This window comes from Streptomyces sp. NPDC001410 (assembly GCF_042895235.1).
GTDB lineage: Bacteria > Actinomycetota > Actinomycetes > Streptomycetales > Streptomycetaceae > Streptomyces.
The window spans coordinates 176,102-201,241 of record NZ_JBIAWE010000020.1 but is presented as its reverse complement, the minus strand read 5'-3'; the positions used below and the strand labels follow the sequence as shown (position 1 = coordinate 201,241).

22 protein-coding genes and 1 pseudogene are annotated in these 25,140 nt (G+C 70.1%); 10 read left to right on the top strand and 13 right to left on the bottom strand.

Going from position 1 to position 25,140, the window contains the following annotated elements; translation table 11 throughout:
* Positions 1-84: 84 nt before the first annotated feature.
* Positions 85-864 carry a hypothetical protein gene (locus ACFY3C_RS36395; RefSeq protein ID WP_390773862.1) on the top strand — a complete coding sequence of 260 codons (780 nt, stop codon included), beginning with the start codon at positions 85-87 and terminating at the stop codon, positions 862-864.
* A 73-nt stretch (positions 865-937) separates the two neighbouring features.
* Here the strand turns inward: ACFY3C_RS36395 and ACFY3C_RS36390 are convergent, their stop codons facing one another.
* Together ACFY3C_RS36390 and ACFY3C_RS36385 are read right to left on the bottom strand one after the other, a co-directional pair.
* The gene (locus ACFY3C_RS36390) at positions 938-1,297 is read right to left on the bottom strand and encodes a DUF6086 family protein (protein ID WP_390773861.1); all 360 of its coding nucleotides are present in this window, start codon (positions 1,295-1,297) and stop codon (positions 938-940) included.
* On the bottom strand, positions 1,294-4,881 hold the full coding sequence (locus tag ACFY3C_RS36385) for a chemotaxis protein (RefSeq protein WP_390773860.1): 3,588 nt from the start codon (positions 4,879-4,881) through the stop codon (positions 1,294-1,296). The genes ACFY3C_RS36390 and ACFY3C_RS36385 overlap by 4 nt, the downstream gene beginning before the upstream one ends.
* Before the next feature lie 519 nt (positions 4,882-5,400).
* On the opposite strand from ACFY3C_RS36385, the gene ACFY3C_RS36380 reads away from it, so the two are divergent.
* Both ACFY3C_RS36380 and ACFY3C_RS36375 read left to right on the top strand, forming a co-directional pair.
* Positions 5,401-5,880 (top strand): hypothetical protein, encoded by a 480-nt coding sequence (locus ACFY3C_RS36380; RefSeq protein ID WP_386573592.1) that lies wholly within the window; start codon positions 5,401-5,403, stop codon positions 5,878-5,880.
* An 89-nt stretch (positions 5,881-5,969) separates the two neighbouring features.
* Positions 5,970-7,529, top strand: a complete 1,560-nt coding sequence (locus ACFY3C_RS36375) for an FG-GAP-like repeat-containing protein (RefSeq protein WP_390773859.1) — start codon at positions 5,970-5,972, stop codon at positions 7,527-7,529.
* Positions 7,530-7,532: 3 nt separating this feature from the next.
* Here the strand turns inward: ACFY3C_RS36375 and ACFY3C_RS36370 are convergent, their stop codons facing one another.
* A complete protein-coding gene (locus ACFY3C_RS36370) occupies positions 7,533-9,929 on the bottom strand; it encodes an HAD-IC family P-type ATPase (protein ID WP_390773858.1) in 2,397 nt (798 codons plus the stop codon).
* A 106-nt stretch (positions 9,930-10,035) separates the two neighbouring features.
* Complete coding sequence (locus tag ACFY3C_RS36365) at positions 10,036-10,305, bottom strand: DUF2530 domain-containing protein (RefSeq protein WP_386573589.1); 270 nt, start codon at positions 10,303-10,305, stop codon at positions 10,036-10,038.
* A gap of 162 nt (positions 10,306-10,467) precedes the next feature.
* On the opposite strand from ACFY3C_RS36365, the gene ACFY3C_RS36360 reads away from it, so the two are divergent.
* Complete coding sequence (locus ACFY3C_RS36360) at positions 10,468-11,919, top strand: NCS2 family permease (protein ID WP_386573588.1); 1,452 nt, start codon at positions 10,468-10,470, stop codon at positions 11,917-11,919.
* A gap of 10 nt (positions 11,920-11,929) precedes the next feature.
* Here the strand turns inward: ACFY3C_RS36360 and ACFY3C_RS36355 are convergent, their stop codons facing one another.
* Entirely contained in the window at positions 11,930-12,112 is a 183-nt protein-coding gene (locus ACFY3C_RS36355; RefSeq protein WP_386573587.1) for a ribbon-helix-helix protein, CopG family, read from the bottom strand.
* A gap of 156 nt (positions 12,113-12,268) precedes the next feature.
* Here ACFY3C_RS36355 and ACFY3C_RS36350 point away from each other — a divergent pair, with 156 nt between their 5' ends.
* Both ACFY3C_RS36350 and ACFY3C_RS36345 read left to right on the top strand, forming a co-directional pair.
* The gene (locus ACFY3C_RS36350) at positions 12,269-12,706 is read left to right on the top strand and encodes a MarR family winged helix-turn-helix transcriptional regulator (protein WP_386573586.1); all 438 of its coding nucleotides are present in this window, start codon (positions 12,269-12,271) and stop codon (positions 12,704-12,706) included.
* Positions 12,707-12,859: 153 nt separating this feature from the next.
* Positions 12,860-14,131 (top strand): MFS transporter, encoded by a 1,272-nt coding sequence (locus ACFY3C_RS36345; protein ID WP_390773857.1) that lies wholly within the window; start codon positions 12,860-12,862, stop codon positions 14,129-14,131.
* A gap of 25 nt (positions 14,132-14,156) precedes the next feature.
* Here ACFY3C_RS36345 and ACFY3C_RS36340 read toward each other — a convergent pair whose 3' ends face one another.
* Positions 14,157-14,693, bottom strand: coding sequence for a GNAT family N-acetyltransferase (locus ACFY3C_RS36340; protein ID WP_386573582.1), 537 nt, complete (start codon positions 14,691-14,693; stop codon positions 14,157-14,159).
* A gap of 76 nt (positions 14,694-14,769) precedes the next feature.
* Between ACFY3C_RS36340 and thpR the strand changes: the two genes are divergently transcribed.
* Positions 14,770-15,342, top strand: coding sequence for an RNA 2',3'-cyclic phosphodiesterase (gene thpR / locus ACFY3C_RS36335; RefSeq protein WP_390773856.1), 573 nt, complete (start codon positions 14,770-14,772; stop codon positions 15,340-15,342).
* Between the two features lie 145 nt (positions 15,343-15,487).
* On the opposite strand, the gene ACFY3C_RS36330 is transcribed toward thpR, so the two are convergent.
* The 7 genes and pseudogenes from ACFY3C_RS36330 to ACFY3C_RS36300 form a co-directional block, all read right to left on the bottom strand.
* Positions 15,488-16,480 (bottom strand): aldo/keto reductase, encoded by a 993-nt coding sequence (locus ACFY3C_RS36330; protein ID WP_390773855.1) that lies wholly within the window; start codon positions 16,478-16,480, stop codon positions 15,488-15,490.
* A gap of 95 nt (positions 16,481-16,575) precedes the next feature.
* Positions 16,576-17,532 carry an ATP-grasp ribosomal peptide maturase gene (gene tgmB / locus ACFY3C_RS36325; RefSeq protein ID WP_390773854.1) on the bottom strand — a complete coding sequence of 319 codons (957 nt, stop codon included), beginning with the start codon at positions 17,530-17,532 and terminating at the stop codon, positions 16,576-16,578.
* A gap of 60 nt (positions 17,533-17,592) precedes the next feature.
* Entirely contained in the window at positions 17,593-17,784 is a 192-nt protein-coding gene (gene tgmA / locus ACFY3C_RS36320; protein ID WP_386573575.1) for a putative ATP-grasp-modified RiPP, read from the bottom strand.
* A 113-nt stretch (positions 17,785-17,897) separates the two neighbouring features.
* Positions 17,898-18,701, bottom strand: a complete 804-nt coding sequence (locus tag ACFY3C_RS36315; RefSeq protein WP_390773853.1) for an LCP family protein — start codon at positions 18,699-18,701, stop codon at positions 17,898-17,900.
* 389 nt (positions 18,702-19,090) lie between these two features.
* Positions 19,091-19,609: pseudogene (locus tag ACFY3C_RS36310) on the bottom strand (glycosyltransferase); the annotation flags it as partial.
* Positions 19,610-20,081: 472 nt separating this feature from the next.
* Positions 20,082-20,669 carry a Uma2 family endonuclease gene (locus ACFY3C_RS36305; protein ID WP_390773852.1) on the bottom strand — a complete coding sequence of 196 codons (588 nt, stop codon included), beginning with the start codon at positions 20,667-20,669 and terminating at the stop codon, positions 20,082-20,084.
* Between the two features lie 88 nt (positions 20,670-20,757).
* Positions 20,758-21,441 (bottom strand): SGNH/GDSL hydrolase family protein, encoded by a 684-nt coding sequence (locus ACFY3C_RS36300; protein ID WP_386573572.1) that lies wholly within the window; start codon positions 21,439-21,441, stop codon positions 20,758-20,760.
* 89 nt (positions 21,442-21,530) lie between these two features.
* Between ACFY3C_RS36300 and ACFY3C_RS36295 the strand changes: the two genes are divergently transcribed.
* The 3 genes from ACFY3C_RS36295 to ACFY3C_RS36285 all read left to right on the top strand — a co-directional run bounded on the left by ACFY3C_RS36295 (position 21,531) and on the right by ACFY3C_RS36285 (position 25,049).
* Complete coding sequence (locus ACFY3C_RS36295; RefSeq protein WP_390773851.1) at positions 21,531-22,520, top strand: WD40 repeat domain-containing protein; 990 nt, start codon at positions 21,531-21,533, stop codon at positions 22,518-22,520.
* Between the two features lie 239 nt (positions 22,521-22,759).
* Complete coding sequence (locus ACFY3C_RS36290) at positions 22,760-22,939, top strand: hypothetical protein (RefSeq protein ID WP_386573570.1); 180 nt, start codon at positions 22,760-22,762, stop codon at positions 22,937-22,939.
* A 124-nt stretch (positions 22,940-23,063) separates the two neighbouring features.
* The gene (locus ACFY3C_RS36285; protein WP_390773850.1) at positions 23,064-25,049 is read left to right on the top strand and encodes an ATP-binding protein; all 1,986 of its coding nucleotides are present in this window, start codon (positions 23,064-23,066) and stop codon (positions 25,047-25,049) included.
* The last annotated feature ends 91 nt before the right edge of the window (positions 25,050-25,140 follow it).

Below are 25,140 nucleotides of genomic sequence, written 5' to 3'. Positions count from 1 at the left end.
GACGTACAACCAGTTGCGCCCCTCGCGGATCTGATCGCGCGAGTCAACCGACTCCACGATCACTTCTCCCCCAGGGGAACGCACATGCGCATACGTGCCACCGTGGCCGCCGTCTCCGGCGCCCTGGCCCTCTCCGCCTTCGCCGTCCCTGCCGCGCACGCGGCCACGGCGCCGAACGTCACCTTCTCCAACATGAAGGTCAACGGCGGCAAGGCCATCACCATCGGCGCGACGTCCACGGTCCAGGTCAAGGCGACCTACACCCTGACGCACCCCTCCACCGTCTCCGTCAGCAACATCGACTCCGGCCCGCTGCTCTACCGCGGCACCTCGGCGCAGAGCGCCGACGCGGAGGTCATCAGCGACGAGCCGGGCAGCTGCACCAAGGTCGACTCCACCACCCTGAACTGCTCGGCCACGATCACCCTCCCCGCCGCCGAGCTGTACAACTCGGACGCCGGCACCTGGAAGGAGGGCGGGCTCGCCGTCGACAGGACGACCCACGCCATGAAGTGGCAGAGCGACCTCGGCACCATCCCGGTCCGCCGCGCCGCCAAGCTCACCGCCGACGCCACCCCCGAGCCGGTCAAGAAGGGCGCGACCCTCACCGTCACCGGCAAGCTGACCCGCGCCAACTGGGAGACCGGCACGTACGCCGGCTTCGGCGGCCAGTCGGTCAAGCTCCAGTTCCGCAAGGCGGGCACCACCACCTACAGCACGGTCAAGACCATCACCTCGTCCTCGACGGGCGCCCTGAAGACCACGGTCACGGCCGGCTCCGACGGCTACTACCGCTACAGCTTCGCGGGCACCACGACCACCTCGGCGGTCAGCGCGACGGGCGACTACGTCGACGTGCAGTAAGCCCTCGCCGCACACATGAGACCGGGGGCCGCCTGTCATGGCGGCCCCCGGTCACGTGGTGGTCGTGCGGCTCCTACGACGCCATGGTCCGGGCGAGAGCCGCCTTCGCCTCATCGAGGGCCGCCGCGTCCTGAGGCCGTACGGCGATCCGTCCGCCCGTCCGGTCCAGCAGGACGAGCGAGGTGACGAGCAGGGGGTGGACCAGTCCCCGCAGGACCTCGTTGTTAGTCGAGGCGTACTGCTTGTACAGGCGCTGGACGAAGACCTGGAACACCTCGCCGTCCACCGCGCAGCTCCCCTGCGGCGTGGGGGTCAGCCCCGGCGCCACGTCGAAGAACTCGGCCGCTCCCCGGGCGAGCGCGCAGTACAGCTGGCCGCTGTGATACCCCGCGTCCCAGAGCGTCTCGTCGCCGTACTCGAAGGGGTAACTCACTCTGCGATCTCCAGTCTGAGGTCGAGGTCCGGGTACTTCTGCCTGAGCTGCTTGAACCGCTCCTGCAGGGCGGTCCGGAACCGCGGGTCCATCCCTGACTTGGTGAAGCGGAACCCGATGGGCGCGCCCTCGTAGCCGGGGAGCAGCTCGCGGCACCTGAGATAGGCGGCGAGCTTCTTGTTGACCTTGTCGTCGAGCCACTTGTCGTCAGCGTAGATCGCGGTCTTCAGTTCCCACATCACACCGTTCTCGAAGAGGTCGATGTCGGTGATCCGGTTCCCGGTGACGGGGTCGTAGACGTCGTGGTCCTTCAGGCCTTCGAGACACTTGACGGGGTTGTTCCCGGCAGCGGCCCGTGCCTGGGTCCGGAACGAGGCGGGGCGGGCGAAGGAGGCCTTGGAGACCAGCTTGCAGCCCCGCTTCAGCAGCTTCAGTTCCTCGAAGACCCGGTCCAGGACCTTGAACTTGCTGCTGAGCAGGGCGTCCACCGCGAGGCTGCCGCAGGAGTCGAAGTCCTTCTTCTCCATGCACTCCTCGTACTTGCCGAGGCCCAGCAGCTCCTTCTCCACGTTCCACAGCATCTCGGCGGCGTCGCCGAACTCCTTGCCGTGCGCCAGGATGCTGCAGTAGACCTGCTGGTGCTGGCACCAGCGGGCGAAGCCCTGCGGGTCGCAGGGGATCAGGCCCTGCTGGCAGCGGTACAGCTCACGGGCGCGCGCCCCACCGTCGTTCTTGGCCTTCTCCTTGGCCTCCACGGCGGCCTTGCGCCGTGCTTCCGCCTCCTCCCGGTACTTCTTCACCGACACCTTGAACGCGTCCGTCGCCGCCTTCATCGCGGCGTCGGCGTCCTTGCCCGCCGCGACCGCGGACTTCCACGCCTGGTCGGCGTAGTACGAGGCGCTCGACGCGGCCGCCTGGGCGGTCTCCGAGGAGAGCGTGGCGTCCGCCGCCGACCTGGCGGCGTCGGCTGCGTCGGCGTCGGCGCGCTTGGCCGCGTCACGGGCGGTCCTGGCGGAGGCGGCGGCCTGCGCCGCGGACGTCTCGGCGTCCTTGGCGTACTGGTCGGCCTTCTTGGCGTACTCCTGCGCGTCGGCGTACGCCGCGTTCGCCTTCTTCGCCCAGTCGTTGGCCGTGTCGGCCGCCTTGCGGGCGGTCGCGGCCACCTTCTGCGCCGTGGCGGCGTTCTGCCGTGCGGTGGCGGCGACCTTCGACGCGTCCGCGATCAGCTTCTGCACCTGGGCCACGTGGGTGGCGGACAGGTAGTCCTTGCGCAGCGCCTTGTACTGGCCGGAGACGATGAAGGCGTGCAGGGCCTGCGGTGAGCCCTCCAGGGCGATCCGCGCGGCGGACTTCACCTCGGGGGTGCCGCTGTCGATCAGCTGCGCCGCCCGGACCCGCTCGTCCTGCGTCCGCGCGGTGTGCTGCGTGGTGAGCAGGAACTCGCTGAACTTCTTCGGGTCCCCGGTGGCGAGGGCCTTGCGGCCCGCGTCGGTGAGCACGGGACCGGCCCCGTCGAGCACCTGGGCGATGGCGACGCGCATGCTCTCGGCGCCCACCCGGTACTGGCCATTGGTCACGAACTCGCCGATGGTGGCGGCGTCTCCGTCGAGGGCGGTCTCGGCCGCGTCCCGTACGGTCTTGTCCTCGCTCTCCTCGGCGAGGCGCTCCACGTAGGACCGCTGGTCCTGCTGCTCGGCGGTCTTCCAGCCGTTGCGCAGGTAGTCGACGACGACCTCGTCGGTTCCGCCGAGCGCGGCCTCGGCCGCGCCGCGTCCCCAGGCCGTGCCGCCCTTCATCACGCGCACGGCCAGGGTGCGGCCCTGTTTGGCGACGGCGGCGAGGTCGGCGTCGGGCTTGGCCGCCTCGGCCACCAGCCGATCCCGCTCGGCCTGCCGGTCCTTCGCGGCCTTCTCCAGTGCGGCCTGCGCGGCCGTACGGGCGTCGTCCTGCTCCTTGTCGTCCCGGGCGCGTTCGATGCCGGCGTTGGTACGGCCCTGCAGCTCCTCGGCCTCGACCTGGCGGGCGAGGGCGTAGATCTCCTGGGCCTTGGTCACGGCGGCCGTGGCCGCGTTTGCGGCCTCGGTCGCGGCGTTGGCGTGTTCCGTGGACTTCGTCGCGGCCTTCGCGGACTCGCCGGCGTGCTCGGCCGCTTCCCGGGCCGCCTTGCCGGCGTTGCGGGCGTGGGTGGCCGCGGACGTCGCGGCGTCCCGGGCCTCGCGGGCGGCCTTGCCCGCCTTGCGCGCCAGTGACTCGGCCTCGCCGGCGGCACGGTTGGCCTCGCCGGCGTGACGCCTCGCGGCGGCCGCGGCGGACCGGGCCTCGGCGGCTTCGGCGCTCGACTGGCCCGCGTAGTTGCCGGCCTCGGCGGCCGCGTCGGCGGCGGCCTTGGCGTTGGCGCCCGCGCTGGCCGCCGAGTGGGCGGCGTCCCCGGCCGCGTCGGCGGCCTTGGCCGCCTGGTCGGCGGCGTCGGCGGCCAGCTCGGCTCCCTTCGCGGCCTTGTCGGCGTCCTCGGCCGCCTTGCGCGCCGCGTCCGCCTTCTTGGCGTCGACCGCGGCGTCGGCGGCGGAGTTGCGGGCGCGGGAGGCGGCCTGCGAGGCACCGGCCGCAGCGGCGGCCGCCTGCGCGGCCGCGTTGGCCGCGACGCGCGCGGAGTTGTTCGCGGCGTTGGCCGCGTCGATCGCCCGCTGTGCGGCGGACGCGGCCTCGGACGCGGCCGTGGCGGCTCGCTTGGCGGCGCGCGCGGCCCGGTCCGTGTCGTCCTTGGCGGCCTTCGCCTCCGCCTGGGCCTCCAGGGCGGCGTCCTTGGCCAGCTCGGCGGCCTTGACCGCCTTGGTGGACTCGGTCTTGGCGGCCGCGGTCTCCTTGGCGGCCTGCCGGCCCGCTTCCTTCGCCTGCTCGGCGAGTTCGGCGACCGAGGCGTGCTCCTCGTCCTTGTCCCGGGCGACGAACTGGCCGACCTGCAGGAACTCGTGGATGTCCGCGGCGCTGCCGCTCAGCGCGAGGCGCCCGGCGGCCTTCACGTTGGTGCCGCCCACGCTGACGATCTGGACGAGCTGGACCCGCTCGTCCTCCTCCTGCTGGGTCTGCCGGCCTTCGGTGAGGAACTTCCGGACGTCATCGGCGCTGCCGGCGAGCGCGGCCCGGCCGGCGCTCTGCACGTTGGGGCCGGACGTGTCGATGATCTGGGCGACCCGGACGCGGTTGTCCTGCTCCATCGGGTCTTCCCAGCCGTCGTCCAGGAACTCGTGCAGCTCGTCCGGTGTTCCGGCGAGTGCCTGGCGGGCGGCGGTCAGCAGCTCCGGGCCCCCGACGGAGGCGAGTTGGGCGGCGCTGACCCGTTCGTCCTGGAAGGAGATGTCGTCGACCGCGGCCAGGAAGGCCCGGACGTCGGCGTCGCTGCCGGTGAGTGCCGCCTCGGCCGCCGCCTTGACACCGGGGCCGCCCTTCTCCCAGTAGTCGACGACCAGACCGCGCTGTTCGGCGGTGGTCTGCGCCTGTGCGGCGGCCTGGACGCTCTTCCCGGCCGGCGCGGCTCCCGCAGCAGGCGCCGCGCCCAGCAGGCCGGCGGCGAGAGCGAGAGGCAATAGTCCCAGTGCTGTACGGCGTATCAGGCGCGCCGTTTTTCCAGCGTAATCGAGCTGGTCAGTTCTTCGATTCACTGAACACCTGTCTCGGTCATCGGCGACGCCCCCGAACGCGAGTCGCCGAATAATGGAGAAGGCAGCGTAGCGCCCATCATCTTTGCAAATCGAATCGGATTTCCTCGCCGAATCGGTGCGGCGGAGCACCGGCCTCCGCGATGCCCCCTTTGTCACTCTATGGCGTCAACTCGCCCATGATTCATGGGAGTTGCTTGGTGAAGGTGTGAAGGTTGCGCGTTGACGTGTGGCTGATCTTTGACTAGCCTATGGCCTGTCTTTGCCGCTGCCTGACCAGCAGTGTCTCTTGTCGGGGCCCTCTTCTGCCCCATTTCTTTTTAATTGCGGGGGTTATTTTGCGACGTCTCCAGTGCTGTCGGCATGCCTGCAATTGAGGTCATCTCTCTTTCGAGAATTCCTTCCTGAAGGGACTCCTCAGTGCCTTTCCATGCCCGAAAAATAGCGGTGTCCGTATTCGTGGCCGGGGTCGCCACACTCGCGGGCGTTTCCGTGGCCTCGGCCGACGACCCGCCCCCCGCTCCGTCCCCCTCGGCGCCGCCCGTCGCGGTCGAGGACTACGGGTATCCCGGAGCCGACCGCATCCTGGCCGAGAAGGGGATCAAGCTGAAGAAGGGCGACGGCCACATCCTGCTCGCCGACTGCGACCAGGCCGCCCAGCAGATCCGCGTGCTCACCGTCAAGGACGACTCCGTCGGCCGTCAGGGCACGTACTGCTTCCGGGCCACGGCCAAGACCGGCCGCCTCACGCTCGAACTCCCGCGTGTCTTCGCGGTGGAGGCCGCCGACCATCCGGTCAGCGCAGACCTCACCGCCGACGGCAGGACCACGACGGTCAACGTGCCCCAGGGCGGCTTCGAGTCCGTCGGTGAGGGCACCGTCGGCGGCGCCCGGTCGGTGCTCGTCGAACTCCGCGTGACCGGCTGATCCGCCTACCTCCCCGTCCGTGCGCGACACCCCGCACGGACCCGAATGGCCTCTGCGTCAGCAGAGCACGTCTTGTGATGCGAGGAAACGTGACACACCCCCGTTCGCGCGGGAAGCGCACGGCGTGGACCGCCGGGGTCCTGGCGGCCGGTCTCGCGGCCGGACTCATGGGCGCGGCGCCGGCGCAGTCCGTCGTCGGCGACCAGGTCGCCACCGACGCCGACCAGTTCACCGTGAAGCTGCACATCGCCTTCGGCAAGGACAACGAACGCGCCTGCTCCGGCACCCTGGTCGACCCCCAGTGGGTGCTCACCTCGGCCAGCTGCTTCGCGGCCGACCCCCAGCACGCCACGAAGATCCCGGCGGGCAAGCCGCAGTTCCCGACCGTCGTCACCGCCGACGGCAACCGGCCCGCCACGGCGCCGGAGAAGCTGACGGTGCTGCAACTGGTCCCGCACCCCGACCGCGACCTGGTCATGGCGCGCATCGACGACCCGAGCGTCGAGAACCCGCTGGACGGTCCGTTCCCGGACATCGCCGCGGCCAAGCTCGACTCGACGGCACCCGCCCAGGGCGACCAGCTCCGGGCCGTCGGCTACGGCCGCACCAAGACCGAGTGGGCTCCGGGCAAGGCGCACACCGGTGCGTTCGGCGTGGACTCCGTCGCCGCCACGACGCTGGCGATCTCGCCCACCTCAGGCGGCGCCCTGTGCGCCGGAGACGCCGGCGGCCCGGTGCTCAACGCCCGCGGCAACCTGACCGCCGTGGTCACCGCGTCCTGGGGCGGCGGCTGCCTCAACTCCGACGAGACCCGTACCGGGGCCGTCGCCACCCGCGTGGACGACATCGCGGACTGGGTGCAGCGCGTACGCATGATCACCCGTCAGAAGGCCGTCCAGGACGCCATGTCGACCGCGGACTTCAACGGCGACGGCCGCACGGACATCGCGGCGATGATGGCGGACGGCTCGCTCCAGGTCTTCTACAGCCGCCCCGACGGCACCCTGGAGTTCGGCACCTACCTGAGCGCGCTCGGCCGCCCGGGAACACATGTGATCCTCGCGGGTGACTTCGAACCGACGCCGGGACCCGAGGTGATCACCGTCTGGGAGAGCGGTGACCTGTTCATGGGGCAGAAGGTTCTGCCGCTGTCCCACTGGACCAGGAAGAAGCTCTGGACGGACGCCGCCTGGAAGGAGCCGTTGCCGGCCGCAGTCCTGCACAGCGCCACCCCGGGCCGCGACACCCCGATCTTCCAGTGGGCCGACGGCTCCCTCTACACCTACAAGAGGGACGCCGACGGCAACCTGGTCAACCAGAAGAAGTCGATGTGGCCGGACAAGACCTGGAAGAAGGAGCACATCGCGACTGGTGACTTCACCGGCGACGGCCGCGACGACATCGCCGCTGCCGCCGCGGACGGGTCCCTGAGCCTCTACCCGGCCAAGGCCGACGGCACCTTCGACAAGGCCCGCTCGATGTGGTCCGGCAAGGACTGGACGAGCTTCCGTCCCCTGCTGGCCGGCGACTTCAACGGCGACGGCAAGGACGACATCGCCTACATGGAGGTCAACGGCCAGCTGAGCTGGTTCGCCGGCAACGGCAAGGGCGGGCTGGCCCCCGGCAAGAGCATGTGGCCCACGGTCTGACGCTCACACCGGAAAGCGGCGGTCGACCCACTTCCACAGGAACTCCAGGGCGGCCGCCGCCACCACCGCCACCGCGACAGCCGTCCACGGCATCGCCACGCCCACCAGCTTCAGGGCGAAGAAGCTCTGCAGGGCCGGGACGACGAGGACGAACAGGAACGCCACGCCCATCGACGCCACCAGGGCGACACGCCACCAGGTGTAGGGGCGGGCGATGATCGCCAGCACCCACATGGAGATCAGGAACAGGGTCAGGGTCGCCGCGCTGGTCTCCGCGTCCAGGGCGCCCGGGCCGGTGTAGTAGTGGCGGGCGATCAGATACGTCACGAAGGTCGCCGCTCCGGCCAGCACCCCGCCCGGGATCGAGTAGCGCATGACCATGCGGACGAAGTGGGGGCGGGCCCGTTCCTTGTTGGGGGCCAGGGCCAGGAAGAAGGCCGGGATGCCGATGGTGAGGGTGGAGAGCAGGGTCAGATGGCGGGGCAGGAAGGGGTACTCGACCTGCCAGAGCACCACCAGCACCGCGAGCAGCACCGAGTAGACCGTCTTGACCAGGAACAGGGTCGCCACGCGGGTGATGTTGCCGATGACGCGACGGCCCTCGGCGACCACCGACGGCAGCGTCGAGAAGCTGTTGTTCAGCAGGACGATCTGCGCGACCGCCCGGGTCGCCTCCGAACCCGAGCCCATCGAGACGCCGATGTCGGCGTCCTTGAGCGCGAGCACGTCGTTCACGCCGTCGCCGGTCATCGCGACCGTGTGCCCGTGCGACTGGAGCGCGCCGACCATGTCCCGCTTCTGCTGCGGGGTGACCCGGCCGAACACGGTGCCCTCGTCCAGCGCCCGCGCCATGCCCTGCGGGTCGGGCGGCATCCGGCGGGCGTCCACCGCCGACCCGGACAGGCCCAGCTTGGCGGCGACCGCGCCGACCGACACCGCGTTGTCGCCGGAGATGACCTTGGCGCGGACCTTCTGTTCCGCGAAGTAGCGCAGGGTGTCGGCGGCGTCGGGCCGCAGCCGCTGCTCCAGCACCACGAGGGCGGTGGGGCGGGCGCCCCGGGCCGGCTCGGGGTCGTCCAGGTCGCGGGTGGCGCGGGCGAGCAGCAGGATCCGCAGGCCCTGCTCGTTGAGGCGCTCGGTCTCGGCCAGGGCCGGGTCGCCCGGGGCGAGCAGCACGTCGGGGGCGCCCAGCAGCCAGGTACTGGCCTCGCCGTCGCCCTCGCTGAAGGCGGCGCCGCTGTACTTGCGGGCGGAGGAGAACGGGAGCGACTCGATGCAGCGCCACTCCTCGCTGTCCGGGTAGGCGTCGATGATCGCCTGGAGGGAGGCGTTGGGGCGCGGGTCGGACTCGCCGAGGGCGCCGAGGACCTTGCGTACGTACGTCTCGTCGTAGCCGTCGAGGGCCCTCAGCTCGGTGACGTCCATGCCGCCCTCGGTGAGGGTGCCGGTCTTGTCCAGGCAGACGGTGTCGACGCGGGCGAGGCCCTCGATGGCGGGCAGCTCCTGCACCAGGCACTGTTTCCGGCCCAGCCGGATGACCCCGATGGCGAAGGCCACGGAGGTGAGCAGCACCAGCCCCTCCGGGACCATCGGGACGATGCCGCCGACCGTGCGGGCGACCGCGTCCTTCAGGCCGTTGTTCTTGACGACCAGCTGGGTGACGACGAGCCCGATCGCGGCCGGGATCATCATCCACGTCACGTACTTGAGGATCGTGGAGATGCCGGAGCGCAGCTCGGAGTGGACGAGGGTGAAGCGGGAGGCCTCCTCGGCGAGCTGGGCCGCGTACGCCTCCCGGCCCACCTTGGTCGCCGTGAAGGCGCCGCCGCCCGCGACCACGAAACTGCCGGACATCACCCGGTCGCCGGGGTGTTTGACGACCGGGTCGGCCTCACCGGTGAGCAGCGACTCGTCGATCTCGAGACCGTCGGCCTCCGCGCACACCCCGTCCACGACGATCTTGTCGCCCGGACCTATCTCCATGAGGTCGTCCAGGACGATCTCGTTCGTGGCCACCTCGACGGCGGTCCCGTCGCGGCGCACGGTCGGCCGGGCCTCGCCGATCACGGCGAGCGAGTCCAGGGTCTGCTTGGCCCGCCACTCCTGGACGATGCCGATCCCGGTGTTGGCGAGGATGACGAAGCCGAAGAGGCTGTCCTGGATCGGCGCGACGAACAGCATGATCAGCCACAGCACGCCGATGATCGCGTTGAACCGGGTGAAGACGTTCGCCCGGACGATCTCGCCCAGGGAGCGGCTGCTGCGCACCGGCACGTCGTTGACCTGCCCGCGCGCGACGCGCTCCGCGACCTGGGCGCCGGTCAGACCGGCCGAGGGTGCGCCCGGCGGGGACACCGGGTGCACGGGGTCGAGTTCGGCGCCCGCGTCGGTATGGGTCATGCATTCGACGGTACGTGCGCTTTTGCGCCTTCACCTGCCGAGTGGGGGGAAGTTCCGACCTGGGGAGGACCCGAGTCGTGCGCAGGTCGTAGAGCCGGGCCGCCGGCTACTCCGCCGCGGCCGCCGCCTTCAGCGCCGCGTCCCGCTTGATGGCCGCGTCGCGCCTGCGGACGTACCAGATGCCGATCAGGCCCAGCCCGCCGCCGGTCAGGCAGGTCCACAGCCACCAGGTGTGGTCGTGGTCGGCGAACCAGCGGTAGAAGGGGAGCTGGACCAGGAAGAGGACGAACCACACGATCGTGCCGCCGGTGATGGTGGCGACCACGGGGCCCTCCAGGGGCTCCGGCGCCTCGTGCTTGGGGGTCCACTTGGTCATGGGGCACAGCTTACGAGGCGATGCCGAGGCTGAACTGTCTACGCGCGGAGATGGCGATGTGAGACTCATACGTTCATACTGAAACCGTTTGTCTTTGTCCATTTCTGCTCGTATGAAACTCCAATGGGGCTCGGGGGAACCCCGTAGGTGATGAGGTCCCGCATGTCCACCTCGGCACCCGCCAAGGTCCCCGCCCCCGAACAGCCGGGTGGCACCCCCGCCTTCGGCGCCCTCGACCGCTACTTCCGCATCTCCGAGCGCGGCAGCTCCGTCGCCCGCGAGATCCGCGGCGGTCTCGCCACCTTCTTCGCGATGGCGTACATCATCGTGCTGAACCCGATCATCCTCGGCAGCGCGAAGGACATGTACGGGCACCACCTGAACAACGGCCAGCTGGTCACGGCAACGGCCCTCACGGCGGCGTTCTCCACCCTCCTCATGGGTGTCATCGGCAACGTCCCGATCGCGCTCGCCGCCGGTCTCGGCGTGAACTCGGTCGTCGCGCTCCAGCTGGCGCCGCGGATGTCCTGGCCGGATGCCATGGGCATGGTCGTGCTGGCCGGTTTCGTGGTCATGCTGCTGGTCGCCACGGGTCTGCGCGAGCGCGTGATGAACGCGGTGCCGTTCGGCCTGCGCAAGGCGATCTCCATCGGTATCGGCCTGTTCATCATGCTGATCGGCCTGGTCGACGCCGGTTTCGTCACCCGTATCCCGGACGCCGCCCAGACCACCGTGCCGCTCCAGCTCGGCAGCAACGGTCACCTCAACGGCTGGCCGGTGCTGGTCTTCATCCTGGGCGCGCTGCTCACCTTCGCCCTCATCGTGCGCAAGGTGCCGGGCGCGATCCTGATCTCCATCGTCGGCATGACCGTCCTCGCGCTGATCATCAACTCGGTCGCCCATGTGACGACCTGGGGGCTGACGGTCCCGAAGTGGCCGGGCAACCCGGTGTCCACCCCCGACTTCGGCCTGATCGGCCAGTTCAGCCTGTTCGGCGGCTTCTCCAAGGTCGGCGTGCTGACCGGGACCCTCTTCGTCTTCACGGTCCTGCTGTCGTCCTTCTTCGACGCCATGGGCACGATCATGGGCGTCAGCGACGAAGCCAAGCTGACCGACGCCCAGGGCTACATGCCGGGCATCAACAAGGTCCTCTTCATCGACGGCCTCGCGGTCTCCGCGGGCGGCGCCAGCTCCTCCTCGGCCACCACCGCGTTCGTGGAGTCCACGGCGGGTGTCGGCGAGGGTGCGCGCACGGGTCTCGCGAACGTCGTCACGGGCGGCCTCTTCGCGGTGGCTCTGTTCCTCACCCCGGTCGCCACGATGGTCCCGGCCCAGGCGGCCACGCCGGCCCTGATCGCGGTGGGCTTCCTGATCCTGTCGAACTCCGTCAAGGAGATCGACTGGGCCGACTACACGATCGCGATCCCGGCCTTCGTGACCATGCTGATGATGCCGTTCACCTACTCGATCACCAACGGCATCGGCATGGGCTTCATCAGCTTCGTGGTGCTGCGCCTGGCGGCCGGCCGCGCGAAGGACATCCCGGTGCCGATGTATGTCGTCTCGGCCGTCTTCCTCTTCTACTACCTGATGCCGGCCCTGGGCCTGACCTGATCACCCGGGGTCAGGTGACCCCGTAGAACTTCTCCGTCTCCTCGACGGCGGCCTGGAACCGCTCGTCGAAGTCGTCCCGGATGAGCGTGCGGATCACATAGTCCTGCACGCTCATTCCTCTTCTGGCCGCGTGATGCCGGAGCCTTTCGAGCAGCTCCCCGTCTATGCGCAGGCTGAGCACAGTGGTCCCCATGCGTACGAGGGTCGCCACATCGGGCGGCCGTTCGCGTCACTTTCCGGAACCGGATCACTCATATGAGTGATCGGACGGGGTTCAGTGGCGGGCGTCACGGGTATTCGGGCGTGTTGCGGTGGTCTTTAGCGAGGGTAATGAGTTACGCTAAAGAACATGCCGGACCTAACCCATGGCGACGACGCTGCCGCCGTGAACGCTCTCCGCTCCGCCGTGATGCGGCTGTCCCGTCGGCTCAAGCACCAGCGGGTCGACGAGTCGCTGAGCCCCACCGAGATGTCGGTGCTCGGCACCCTGGCCCGCTGCGGCTCGGCCACGCCGGGCGAGCTGGCCCGCAAGGAGCACGTCCAGCCGCCGTCGATGACCCGCATCGTCGCGCTGCTCGAAGCCAAGGGGCTGGTCCGGCTGGAGCCGCACCCCGAGGACCGGCGCCAGAAGGTCGTCAGCCAGACCGAGCAGGCCGAGGCGATGCTCGAGGAGAGCCGCCGCAAGCGCAACGCGTTCCTGGCCGGCCTGGTCGAGGGCCTCGACGAGGACGAGTGGGCCAAACTGCGCGCCGCCGCCCCCGTGCTGGAGAAGCTCGCACATCTGTAAGGACGTATCGCTCCGTGAGTGAGCCGGAGGGGCGCGCCCCGTAGGCGAACGAGCAGTCAAAAAAGGAGGCGAACCCTTTTGAGTTCGGGATCCGGAGCACCTTCCGCCCCCGCACCGACCACTCCTACTACCCCTGGCCCCCGTGGATCCTCGATGTTCAGCTCGCTGAGGATCAGGAACTACCGCCTCTTCTTCATCGGCCAGGTCGTCTCCAACACGGGCACCTGGATGCAGCGCATCGCCCAGGACTGGCTCGTGCTCAGCCTCACCGGTTCCTCCGCGGCCGTCGGCATCACGACGGCCCTGCAGTTCCTGCCGATGCTGCTGTTCGGCCTCTACGGCGGCGTCCTGGTCGACCGCCTCCCCAAGCGCCCCACGCTGCTCGTCACCCAGACCGCCATGGCTGTCACGGGTCTCGCGCTCGCCGCGCTCACCCTCACCGGGCACGTCCAGGTCTGGCACGTCTACGTCGCCGCCTTCGCCGTCGGCCTCGCCACGGTGCTCGACAACCCGGCCCGGCAGTCCTTCGTCTCCGAGATGGTCGGCCCCGAGCAGCTGCAGAACGCGGTCAGCCTGAACTCCGCGAACTTCCAGTCCGCCCGGCTGGTCGGCCCGGCCGTCGCCGGCCTGATGATCACCGGTGTGGGCACCGGCTGGGCGTTCCTCTTCAACGGCCTGTCCTTCGTCGCGCCCATCGCCGGTCTGCTGCTGATGCGCGCCCGTGAGCTGCACGTGGTCGAGCGGGCGCCGAGAGGCAAGGGCCAGCTGCGCGAGGGCCTGCGCTACGTGGCGAAGCGCCCGGAGCTGATCTGGCCGATCGTCCTCGTCGGCTTCATCGGCACCTTCGGCTTCAACTTCCCGGTGTGGCTGTCGGCCTACGCCGACGACGTCTTCCACGCCGGCGCCGGAGCGTACAGCCTCTTCAACACGCTGATGGCCGTCGGCTCGCTGGGCGGCGCCCTGCTGGCGGCCCGCCGCGGCACGGCCCGGCTGCGCGTCCTGATCGCCGCCGCGGTGGCCTTCGGCACGCTGGAGATCGTGGCCGCGCTGGCCCCGTCGTACTGGCTCTTCGCGCTGCTCATGGTGCCGATAGGCGTCTTCGGCCTGACGGTCAACGTCACCGCGAACACCGCGGTCCAGATGGGCACTCACCCGGCCATGCGCGGCCGGGTGATGGCCCTGTTCATGATGGTGTTCATGGGCGGTACGCCGCTGGGCGCGCCGGTCGTCGGCTGGATCACCGACACCTGCGGCCCCCGCGTCGGCTTCGTCCTCGGCGGCGTCATCTCCGCCGCCGCGGCCGCCACCGTCGGCCTGGTCCTCGCCCGCATCGGCGGTCTGCGCCTGGCCGTGGGCTGGCACCACGGCCACCCGCGGGTGCGGTTCGTGCCGAGAGAGCGCGAGCAGCTGGCGACGGCGGCCTGAGCGGTCCCCGCCCCCGGGGGGGTCCCTACCGGACCCTCCGGGCCAGCACCTGCCCCGGCCAGTCGTCCGCGTCGAGCATGGTGACGCTGAAGGACTCGGTCGGCACGAAGCCGTTGCGCTCGTAGAAGGAGACCAGCTTGCGGTCGTCGCCCGCGTAGCAGTCCACCCGCAGCAGCGAGACCCCGGCCCGGCGGGTCTCCTCGGCCGCGTGGGCGAGCAGGGCGGCACCGACGCCGTGGCCCTTGAAGCGGCGGTCCGAGGCGAAGGTGTGGATATAGCGCTCGGGCTCGTCGGCGGGCCGCAGATACTCGCCGGGCGCGTCGGTGAGGGTGAGCGTGGCCGCCGGGACACCGTCGTACTCGGCGATGTACGGGGCGCCCTCGGTGACGTACCGGGTGATCATGGCCACCGCCCTCGGGTTCTTCGACCAGGGTGTCGTGCCCCACTGCTGGGTGCGGCCCTGGGCCACCAGCCACTCCACGGCACTGTCGAACATGCCGAGGATCACGGGGATGTCGTCAGGCCCGCCTGCTCTGATGCTGATCTTCCCGTTCTTCTCCATGCACCTGATCATGCCCGTCCGAGGGCGTCGGGTCAGCCGCCTGGCCCGGTGATCCGTTCCCTGGGAGGGTGACGTCATGAGACTCTTCGCCGCCGTGCTGCCCCCGGAGGACGTCATCCGTGAGCTTGCCACCGAGGTCGCGAAGTTGAAGAGGCTGCCTGGCGCGGAGGGCCTGCGCTGGACCAACCGACCCGGCTGGCACTTCACGCTCGCCTTCTACGGCGAGGTCGACGACGCCGTAGTACCGGACCTGTCGGCCCGCCTGGGCCGCGCGGCTCGCCGTACGTCCCCCTTCCCGCTGTCCCTGCGCGGCGGCGGGCAGTTCGGGCGCGGGCAGGTGCTGTGGGTGGGCGCGGACGGAGACCTGCCGGCCCTGCGGTTGCTGGCCGACCGTACGGAGGCGGCGGCGGTGAAGTCCGGGGTGCCGATGGGGGAGCACCGTCGCTATCTGGCCCATCTGACGGTGGCGCGCAGCCGGTACTCGGTGAACGTACGGCCGTACGTCCAGGCACTGAACACCTTCACCAGCCGTACCTGGACCATGTCCGAGCTGGCCCTGGTGCGCAGCAACCTGCCGAAGTCCGGGGTGCCCGGGGAGCAGCCCCGCTACGAGACGGTCGCCCACTGGGCGCTCGGCGGGGCCGGTTAGGCTCGGGTACGTGGACCCGAAAACCCGGAACCGGATCATGGCCGGTGTGCTTGTGCTGATGTTCGTGGTGGTTGCCGTGTCGGCGGCGGTCGGGAAGTAGACCGCCGCCGCTTCGCCGTACCGCCGCTGCGGCGTACGGCCACGGCTACCAGGCGAAGGCCTCCGGGGACGGTCCCGGACCCGGGAAGACCTCGTCCAGGCCCGCCAGCAGTTCCTCGCTCAGCTCCAGCTCGACGGCCCGCAGGGCCGACTCCAGCTGCTGCGGCGTGCGCGGGCCGACGATCGGGCCGGTCACGCCGGGCCGGGTGAGCAGCCAGGCCAGGGCGGCCTCGCCGGGCTCCACACCGTGCTTGTCGAGCAGGTCCTCGTACGACTGGATCTGCGCGCGGATGGTGGTGTTGGCGAGCGAGTCGGCGGCCCGGCCGGAGGCACGGCGTCCGCCCTGCACCTCCTTCTTGATCACACCGCCGAGCAGACCGCCGTGCAGCGGCGACCACGGGATGACCCCGAGGCCGTACTCCTGCGCCGCCGGGATGACCTCCATCTCGGCGCGCCGCTCGGCGAGGTTGTACAGGCACTGCTCGCTGACCAGTCCGATGGTGCCGCCGCGCCGGGCGGCGATCTCGTTGGCCTGGGCGATCTTGTAGCCGGGGAAGTTGGAGGAGCCGACGTACAGGATCTTGCCCTGCTGCACGAGTACGTCGATCGCCTGCCAGATCTCCTCGAAGGGGGTCCGGCGGTCGATGTGGTGGAACTGGTAGACGTCGATGTGGTCGGTCTGCAGCCGCTTCAGGCTGGCGTCCACGGCCCGCCGGATGTTGAGGGCGGACAGCTTGTCGTGGTTGGGCCAGGCGTCGCCGTCGGCGGCCATGTTGCCGTACACCTTGGTGGCCAGCACGACCTTGTCGCGCCGGTCCCCGCCCTTGGCGAACCAGTTGCCGATGATCTCCTCGGTACGGCCCTTGTTCTCGCCCCAGCCGTACACGTTGGCGGTGTCGAAGAAGTTGATGCCCGCGTCCAGCGCCGCGTCCATGATCGCGTGGCTGCCGGCTTCGTCGGTCTGCGGGCCGAAGTTCATGGTGCCGAGGACGAGTCGGCTGACCTTGAGTCCCGTGCGTCCTAGCTGCGTGTACTTCATGGTGTCCTAGCCAACGGCTTGGAGTGCGCTCCAGGCAAGGGCTGCCGGGCGGGGTGGCCGTCCCTTCCTGCGAACGGGCCACCCGCAGGCGGCTCTCACCCGGGGCGCTGCGCGGGAAGGCGATCCCCCGCGCGCCGGGACAGCCACAGGGCGACCGCCTCCGAGATCGGCTGCCCGGTCTCCAGCTCCACGAAGCCGAACTGGCCGCCCTGGTTGCACTCCAGGAACCACCAGACGCCGTCCTCGTCCTCCGCGAAGTCGAAGGCGGCGTAGGCCAGTTCGGCGACGCGCAGGTACTCGTGCACCGACCTGCCGATCCGCGCGGGCACCGGTACCGCCCGCCAGGCGTGTTCGGTGTCGCCGTAGCGTCCGTCGACCTGGCCGGGCTCGGCCGTCTTGCGGGCGGCGAACAGCCGGGTGCCGACGCAGGTCAGCCGGATGTCGGCACGCTTGGGTACGTACCGTTGCAGCAGAGCCGGACCGGCCGCGACGCCGGAGAAGTCCGCGTCGGGCCCGATCAGGGTCGTGGGCAGGGCCAGCGCGGGATCACCGCGCGGCGGCCCCGAGGCGGACTTCACCACGACGTCCTCGTGCTGCTCGGCGAACTGCCGTGCCAGGCGCGGTGAGGTGGTGAAGACGGTCGGCGGTACGGCGAAGCCGCTGAGGTGGGCGACCCTCAACTGCCAGGGTTTCAGCCGGGCCTGGTCGGCGCTGCGGGGATGGTTCATCCACCGGGCAGCGGCGCAGTGCAGCATGCCGTACAGCGCCTGGCGGGTCTCGGCGGTCAGCCACGGCGAGGGGTGCGCCGCGTGTGCGCCCGGCTCCCCGGGCCGGCGCATCCATATCGAGCGCAGGCCCCTCATGCTGAGCACGTGCCCGTTGACCGACAGGTGGCCGTCGAAGTCGCCGTGCGCGTAGTCGGCGGACAGCACGGCCTTCCCCGGCAGATCGGCGGGGTCCAGCCGCATCACGGGGGTACCCGTCCGGTGCAGCCTGGCCACCACCATGTCGGCGGTCACGTCCTCCTCGGAGGTGAGGATCAGTACGGTCATGGGCTTGCGGGGGCGTCCATTCGGAATCTCGGCTGTGGGTGTGGTGACGGTGACGGGTCGTCAGTCGTCGAAGTGTGTCGCGGACCCGGCGGTCGAGGTGGTCGTGCCGACCGCCAGGAGGAGGTCCGGGTCGCTGACGGCCGGGCGGCCGTCGGGGAGCAGGTTCAGCTGGAGCGACGCGTCGAACCGGTACGGCGGCAGCTGGGCCGGAATCCCTTTGGCCGCGGTGTAGTTGAGCGTGAACGGTCGCATTCGAATCCTCCTTGGGTGCACATCATTTACTTACGGTCCCTACACATCAGGGATCGGATGGTGCGTCACATCTGTCACACCCGTCACTCCAGTCACAGGGCCGGTCACTCCGGTCACACTGGCCGGTCCTCCCTCAGCTCGGCGAACAGCCGCCGCGCCTTCGCCGCGTCCCCGCGGATGGCGCTGCCTTCGGACGTGCGCAGGCCCCGGTCGGACACGGGGACGCCCAGCTGCCTGCCGGTACCGACCGAGACGCTCCGCATGGCCTGGAACAGTGACACGAGGGTCTGCAGGTCCGTTCCCTTGTCGACGACGAGCGTGTGCAGCGCGGCGTTCAGCAGCGGATAGGCGCGCAGCGGATCGAGCGCCGTGCCCGGTTCGGCGGCCTTGTGGGCGAGCGCGGCCAGGAACTTCTGCTGGTTCCAGCTGCGGCCCAGGTCGCCCTGCGCCTCCTGATGCCGTTGGCGGACGAACGCGAGCGCCCGGGCGCCGTCCAGGTTGTGGCAGCCCTTGCTCAGGTCCAGGCCGGACTTCTCGTCCTTGATGCTCCGGTCCACGCACATCTCGACGCCGCCCACCGCGTCCACCACGCCGACGAAGCCCCCGAAGCCGATCTCCGCGTAGTGGTCGACGTGCAGCCCGGTGTTCGACTCGATGGTCTGCACGAGCAGTCGGGGACCGCCCAGGGAGTAGGCCGCGTTGAGCTTGTTCTTCGCCGCCCGGTGATGCTTGCCGGTGTCGGGGTCGAGGTACGCGGGGATCGTCACCCAGGAGTCGCGCGGCAGGCTGACCATCGTGGTGCCGTGCGCGCCGGTGTGCAGCAGGATCATCGAGTCGGTACGGCCGCCGCCGCCCCCGCCGGCGTGCAGATCCTGCTGGGCCTGTTCGGACAGGCCGTCACGGCTGTCGGAGCCCACGATGAGGTACGTGGTCCCCTTTCCCCGCGGCGGACGGTCCGCGACCTTGCCGAGGTCGACGTGCCGGTCGAGTTCGACGTCGGCCCAGGCGTAGGTGCCGGCCGCGGTGAGGACCAGCGCGCAGAGCAGGAACGCCAGCAGGCGGGCGATCCGGCGGGGCCGGCTGCGGCGGGCCCGGACGGCCCGGGTCCGGAAGCGTGCCCCGCGCTCGCAGGGCGTGGCTCCGGCTTCGCTTCCGGCTGCGGGTGCGGCTGCGGCCGCGGAGCCGGTCCGGGGGCCGCCTCGTACGGACGGTCACTGCGCTGCCACACCGCTCCCGCGATGACGCGGCCTGCCGCAGGCAGCCGCCGGCCACTCCTGCGGTGACTCATGGATTCCACCACTCCTGATCACCTCGACTCCAGCTGGCGTGCGGCCACGGGCTGTCTGAGCTGTTCGGCGGCGGCCGTACCCGAACGCTGCATGCGGTGCCACTTGAGCCGGGTGCCGAGCAGCAGGGCCACGACGGACTGGATGACGACCAGGTACATCAACTGCCGGTAGACGAAGAGCTGGAAGGGCATCGCCCAGAGCGTCCGCAGGCGTTCGCCGTCCAACCGCAGCGCGTAAGCGGCGCAGGCCAGCTGGAGGAGGAGGAAGCCCAGCCACACGCCCACCGACTGCACGGGATCGAGGAAGAACGTTCCGTTCAGCGCGAACAGGTCGACGATCGGCGCGATCAGTGGCAGGACGACCTGGAACAGGGTGAGGTAGGTCAGCCCACGGCGGGCGAAACGTCCGGCCGGACCGACTTCGCCGAGCGCCCGCCGGTGCTTCCACATCGCCTGCAGGGTGCCGTAGCACCACCGGTACCGCTGCCGCCACAACTGACGCAGAGTGGTGGGCACTTCGGTCCAGGCGACGGCCGACACGCGGGGCTCTCGGGAGCGGCGGTGCCGCCGCCTCGCCGACCGGCTCGTGCGGCCGTCCCGGTGGCCACGCGTGTAGTGACGTTAGTCACATGAGGCAGGGTCGGCTGCGGGCCGGCCGGGACGGATCCGACGCCTCCCGTCCGCGGTATTCGCCCGGCGCGGGCAAGGCCGCGCGGACCACTGGAGGGTGCCGGTCCGGCGGCAGAGCCTGCGACGGCGGCCGTGGCCCGCGCACCCCTGGCGCGCCGGTCGACAGGGTCGACGCACAGCGGACGGCCATGCTTTTTCTGGCGGTTTGTCTCCAGGTCGCGCTCTGGCATGGGCGGCGAGTCTAGCCAGACGCGAAGTCGTGAGTGTGCCCCGAACGAACGCAGCCCCGCTGGGCGCCGGGGAGTGTGACGCTGGGGCGGGGCGGTGCGCTGAACTGCGTAGGTGGGGGGAAGTGGGCCCTGAGTGTGACGGCGGGGTGTCAGTCGCGGGGGAAGTCGTCGGTCTTGAGGACGAGGTCGACCACTGTGCCGGTCAGGTCGATGTCGGTGCCGAAGTCCACCGGTGTCCGGTTCTCGTAGTCGCCGTCCTTGGGGTCGGTGTAGACGAAGCATCGGCCCTGGTAGGGGTCGGCGATGAGGTAGACGGGGACCTCTGCTGTGGCGTAGGCGGTCTTCTTGGGCCCGTAGTCGTTCGCGGCGGTGCCCTTGGAGATGACCTCGGCGACGAACTCGACGTCCTCGTAGCGCCAGTGGCCGGCTTCCGTCTTCTTGGCGCCCTCGACCATCGCAGTCACGTCCGTGGCGAAGCCGTTGAGGTGACCCGGGTAGTCGATCCGGACGTCGGACTTCAACCGCTTCCGGGGGTACTTGGGTCGCAACTGCTCGACGATGTCCAGGATGATCTCCCAGTGGGTGTCCCGCTGCGGCGACATGTAGACGAACCCCTCGACGATCTCGACCTTGTATCCCTCGGGGACGGGCATCTTTTCGAGCCGCTCGAACATCTCGTCGAGTTCGCGCGTGTTGTCGCTCTCGGCCATCGCGATCCTGTCTTCAAGGACGGTCATCGTGGCGCTCCTCCCCGGCTGCCCCACGGACAGGTGCAGCCGCGCATTTCAACGATACGCACGGTGACCGGGAGACGCCGGAATCAGGTCAATCTGTTCCGGCCGCGTACGCCTGTCCGATTCCCCAGGCCTCCCACATCGCCCCCGCGAACGCCCCCGCGATCCGGTGCTCCCCGCTCGCGTTGGGATGCGTCCCGTCGTAGGTGTCTGCGTGGATGTCGTACGACTCCGGCGGCGAGGCCAGCAGGATCGGCGACCGGGGCTCGTCCAGGTCGGCGACCGCCTTGGCGAGCAGGACGTTGAACCGGTCCACCTGCTCGGCGAAGGGTGCGTCCGCGTGGGCGCGGATGTTCGGGATCACCGGGAGCAGGACCATGCGGATGCGCGGGCGGGCTTCGCGGGCGCCCGCGACGAAGGCCCGTACGTTCTCCGCCGTCTGCTCGGCGTTCGTGTAGAAGCCCAGGTCGATCAGGCCGAGGGAGACCAGCAGCACATCGGGCCGGTGCTCCCGTACCGCCTCCCCGATCAGCGGAGCCATGTGCAGCCAGCCCTCGCCCCAGCCGGCCAGGTGGGTGCGGGGGAAGCCGGGTTCGGCGTACGCGTACGACGTCGGTGCCTCGGTCGTCTTGTCGTACAGCTCCTCGCGCGGGCCGACGAAGGTGAACGGTCCGCCGTACGACTCGCACAGGTGACGCCACAGCCGGTAACGCCACGTGTGCTCGCCCGCGCTCCCGATCGTCATGGAGTCGCCCACGGGCATGAACCTAAGCATCCGCTCATAATGGACGATCACGGCAGCCTGTGGGGTGTGAGGCCTACCACGCCTCCTGAACCCCCGGAGGGGATGGCAGGCTTGGTGTCATGCGCCGACCGTTCGCCCTGCTCGCCGGGGTCCTGCTCGCGGGTGCCTGCGCGCTGCCCGCCTCCGCCGCCGACGGTGACAGTACCGGTGATCAGGGGTTCACCATCAAGGACCCCCGGATCGCCGAGTCCAGCGGCCTGGCCGCCTCCCACCTGCACCCCGGCATCTACTGGACGCACAACGACAGCGACGACGGGCCGTACATCTACGCCGTGGACAGCGCGACCGGGAAGACCGTCGCCACGCTGACCCTGCGCGGCATCGGCTCCCCGCGCGATGTCGAGGCCATCTCCATCGGGCCGGACAACCAGATCTACGTCGGCGACATCGGTGACAACCTCGACGGCACGTGGCCGTACGTCTGGATCTACCGGCTGCCCGAGCCGAAGGTGCTCAAGGACCAGACGGTCCGGGCCACGCAGTACGTCGTGAAGTACTCCGACGGGGCGAGGAACGCCGAGTCGATGGTCGTGCATCCCAAGACCGGGCGGGTCTACATCATCGACAAGAAGGAGAACGGCGGGCATCTCTACGAGGGGCCCGCGCAGCTCTCCACCACCGGCGCGAACATCTTCGAGCCCGTCGCCGCCGTCGACCTGTGGGCCACCGATGCCGCGTTCTCGCCGAACGGCCGACAGCTCGCCGTCCGGGGGTACTTCGGCGGCATCTACTACGACTGGAACGGCGGGAAGATCAAGCGGGCGGGGCGGCTCGACGTGCCCCTGCAGGGGCAGGGGGAGTCCGTCACGTACTCCGCCGACGGCACCAGGCTGATGTACGGCAGCGAGGGGGCCGACAGTTCGGTGGAGGCGCAGGAGGCGCCGGCCGGGGCGGCGAGCAAGAAGCCTTCCGGCAGCGGGAGTTCCGCCTCCGACGGCGCCGCCGGGACCGGTGCCGGCAACAGCGGGAGCATCAAGGTCGGCGCCGTCGTCGTGGCCGTGGGCGCGGCCGCCCTGTTCGGTTTGCGGTTGCTGCGGCGCAGGAGCTGAACCGGCGGGCGCCGGATGTCTTGACGCGCGAACCTGTACGGCGGCCTGACGGCCGCATGGCCGAGGGGCGCCCGGTGCCGCCACCGGGCGCCCCTCGATATGTGTTCCCACCTGCATGGGAACACCCTGTTCCCGGCCGGGAACGCGCTCCCGTCCCGGCAGACTGAGAGGGCCGTACGCCGGCTCCGGTGCTCTCGTTCGTCGTGATACGGAGTGCCGCCGTATCCAGGAGGACTCAAGTGAACCGATCACTGCTGACCATGCGCTCGGCGCTGATTCTGTTGCTGGGTGTTCTCGTCGGCGTGGGAGCGGGAGTGCTGACCGCCTGTGCCGACGCCGGCGGCGAAGCGAAGTCGGTGATGGTGGGCGCGACCGCCTTCGCGGCCGCCGTCGCGTTCTTCAACTCCATCATCGATTAGGCCTATTGGCCGCTCGGACGCACTGACCGAGACCGGTTGTCGTCGTTGACATGACGTGTGGGCCAGGTGGCCTGTCGTTTTCCGGTGGATAGATCCCGGATGCATCCGGGGAGAGGAGACGGTGGTGGGGGACGATGACCGCGATGACGCGGCCTTCGATGACGCGGCCTTCGATGACGCGGCCTTCGGTGATGCGGCCTTCGGCGATGCGGAGGGCTTCAAACCGCTGTCGGGAGAGCTGCGTCCTGAAGTGCGGGAGCTGGCCGAGGCGTTGCGCCGCCTGCTGAAGGGTTCGGGGAAGTCGCAGCGGCAGTTCGCGGTCTATCACCACATCGGCGTCTCCACGGTCTCGCGCTATCTGAGCGGTGAGCGCATCCCGGACAAGCACTTTCTCGACGGGTTGATGAAGTCGGCCTGCAAGGCTCACGGCAAGGAGGTCAGTGAGGCGCTGCAGGGCCTGATGTACCGGCTGCATCGAGAGGCGTTGCTGGCCGAGGACCCGGCCCGGTACCGGGAGCAGATGGCCAGCGACCGGCTGGAGGACGCCGTTCTGCGCGAGGAGGAGGCGCAGTTGGAGATCCGGGAGCTGAGGAAGGCCGCGAAGGGGCAGAAGCAGCAGTTGTGGGCGCTGGAGTCCCAGCTCCTTCAGCTGGCGGCGGCGGAGCAGCAGGAGCGGGGCGCGTTACGGGCGGACCTGGAACGGCACCGGATGCGCAAGGAGGAGCTGGAGGGGGCGTGCGCGCGTCTGCGGGACAAGGTCGCTCGTCTGGAGAGGGCGCTCCAGGAGGCGGAGCGGGAGCGGGAGGCCGCACGGACGCGTTGCCAGGAGCTGGAAGCCGAACTGGTCGTGGCGCAGGAGGCCGCCGAGCGAGCGGAGCTGGAGCGGCGGGCGAGGGAGGAGCGGCTGCGTCTGGCCAAGGCCGCCGAGGTGGCCGAGCACCGTCTGGCGGACCTGGAGCGCGTTCATCTGGAAGCCGAACAGGTACGCCTGGCAGCCGCCCGGGAGGCCGCGACCCAGTTGGAGGAGGCCAAGACCAAGGCCGACGAGTTGCTGCAGGAGGCAACGCTCAGGGCCACGAAGGTCCGGCCTCCGGTGCTCAGGAGATCGGCCGCGTTGCGCCAGTTGAAGGAGGCCGCGCAGCAGATGGCCGAGGTCCGGTTGCCCGAGCTGGCCAAGCAGCTGTCCCAGGCGCACCCGGAGGATGTGGACATCGTGGTGCGGCCCATCGGCATCCACAGCCTGGACGACATCGGGCAGACGGCCCAGGCACTCGACACCGTCCACCGCGCATACGTACAACTGGCCGTTGACCAGGCCCTCCTGCGGAGCAACGTCAACGCGATGTTCATCAACCTCTCGCGTCGCTCCCAGGGCCTGGTCATGGGCCAGTTGTCCCTGATCTCCGACCTGGAGGAGTCCGAGACGGACCCGGACCGGCTGTCGTCGTTGTTCAGACTGGACCACCTCGCCACCCGGATGCGCCGCAACTGCGAGAACCTCCTCGTGCTCGCCGGTGAGGAGCCCGGCCGCAGCTGGACCCGGCCGGTCCCGGTGGTCGACGTGCTCCGTGCGGCCGCGTCCGAGGTGGAGCAGTACGAGCGCGTCGAGCTGGCCGACGTGCCCGGCGTCGAGATCGCCGGCCGTGTGGTCACCGACCTCGTTCACCTGCTCGCCGAGCTGCTGGAGAACGCGACGGCTTTCTCCTCGCCGCAGACCAGGGTCAAGGTCACCGGTCACGCACTGCCCGAGGGCCGTGTGCTGATCGAGATCCACGACACCGGCATCGGCCTCCTCGCCGAGGACCTCGCCGAGGCCAACGAACTGCTCGCCGCGCCGCCGGTCCTGGACATGTCGGTCGCCCGCCGCATGGGTCTGTTCGTGGTCGGGGCTCTGTCCCATCGCCACGGCATCCGGGTCCAGCTGCGCCCGTCCGACACCGGTGGTACGACCGCGCTGGTCATGCTGCCCGTCGACGCCAGGGAGTTCGTTCCGGAGCAGCCGTACGCCGGCCACGTCGACCATGAGGGCGGGCAGCTGCCCCCCGCCACGGCACACCTGTTCACCATCTGCGACTCCGGCCGCCTGTCCATCGAGCGTCCGCACTCATGACGGGCCGGGTGGTGAAGGCGTAGGCGGCGGTGGCCGTCGTACGACGAGGGGCGCCCCGGCAGACACCGGGGCGCCCCTCGTGGACGTACGC

Excerpts from the sequence above, each read along its gene's own strand:
- ACFY3C_RS36395 (WP_390773862.1), top strand. The coding sequence starts at position 85 with ATGCGCATACGTGCCACCGTGGCCGCCGTCTCCGGCGCCCTGGCCCTC.
- ACFY3C_RS36370 (WP_390773858.1), bottom strand. The coding sequence starts at position 9,929 with ATGACCCATACCGACGCGGGCGCCGAACTCGACCCCGTGCACCCGGTG.
- ACFY3C_RS36365 (WP_386573589.1), bottom strand. The coding sequence starts at position 10,305 with ATGACCAAGTGGACCCCCAAGCACGAGGCGCCGGAGCCCCTGGAGGGC.
- ACFY3C_RS36360 (WP_386573588.1), top strand. The coding sequence starts at position 10,468 with ATGTCCACCTCGGCACCCGCCAAGGTCCCCGCCCCCGAACAGCCGGGT.
- ACFY3C_RS36355 (WP_386573587.1), bottom strand. The coding sequence starts at position 12,112 with ATGGGGACCACTGTGCTCAGCCTGCGCATAGACGGGGAGCTGCTCGAA.
- ACFY3C_RS36350 (WP_386573586.1), top strand. The coding sequence starts at position 12,269 with ATGCCGGACCTAACCCATGGCGACGACGCTGCCGCCGTGAACGCTCTC.
- ACFY3C_RS36345 (WP_390773857.1), top strand. The coding sequence starts at position 12,860 with ATGTTCAGCTCGCTGAGGATCAGGAACTACCGCCTCTTCTTCATCGGC.
- ACFY3C_RS36340 (WP_386573582.1), bottom strand. The coding sequence starts at position 14,693 with ATGGAGAAGAACGGGAAGATCAGCATCAGAGCAGGCGGGCCTGACGAC.
- thpR (WP_390773856.1), top strand. The coding sequence starts at position 14,770 with ATGAGACTCTTCGCCGCCGTGCTGCCCCCGGAGGACGTCATCCGTGAG.
- ACFY3C_RS36330 (WP_390773855.1), bottom strand. The coding sequence starts at position 16,480 with ATGAAGTACACGCAGCTAGGACGCACGGGACTCAAGGTCAGCCGACTC.
- tgmB (WP_390773854.1), bottom strand. The coding sequence starts at position 17,532 with ATGACCGTACTGATCCTCACCTCCGAGGAGGACGTGACCGCCGACATG.
- tgmA (WP_386573575.1), bottom strand. The coding sequence starts at position 17,784 with ATGCGACCGTTCACGCTCAACTACACCGCGGCCAAAGGGATTCCGGCC.
- ACFY3C_RS36305 (WP_390773852.1), bottom strand. The coding sequence starts at position 20,669 with ATGACCGTCCTTGAAGACAGGATCGCGATGGCCGAGAGCGACAACACG.
- ACFY3C_RS36300 (WP_386573572.1), bottom strand. The coding sequence starts at position 21,441 with ATGCTTAGGTTCATGCCCGTGGGCGACTCCATGACGATCGGGAGCGCG.
- ACFY3C_RS36295 (WP_390773851.1), top strand. The coding sequence starts at position 21,531 with ATGCGCCGACCGTTCGCCCTGCTCGCCGGGGTCCTGCTCGCGGGTGCC.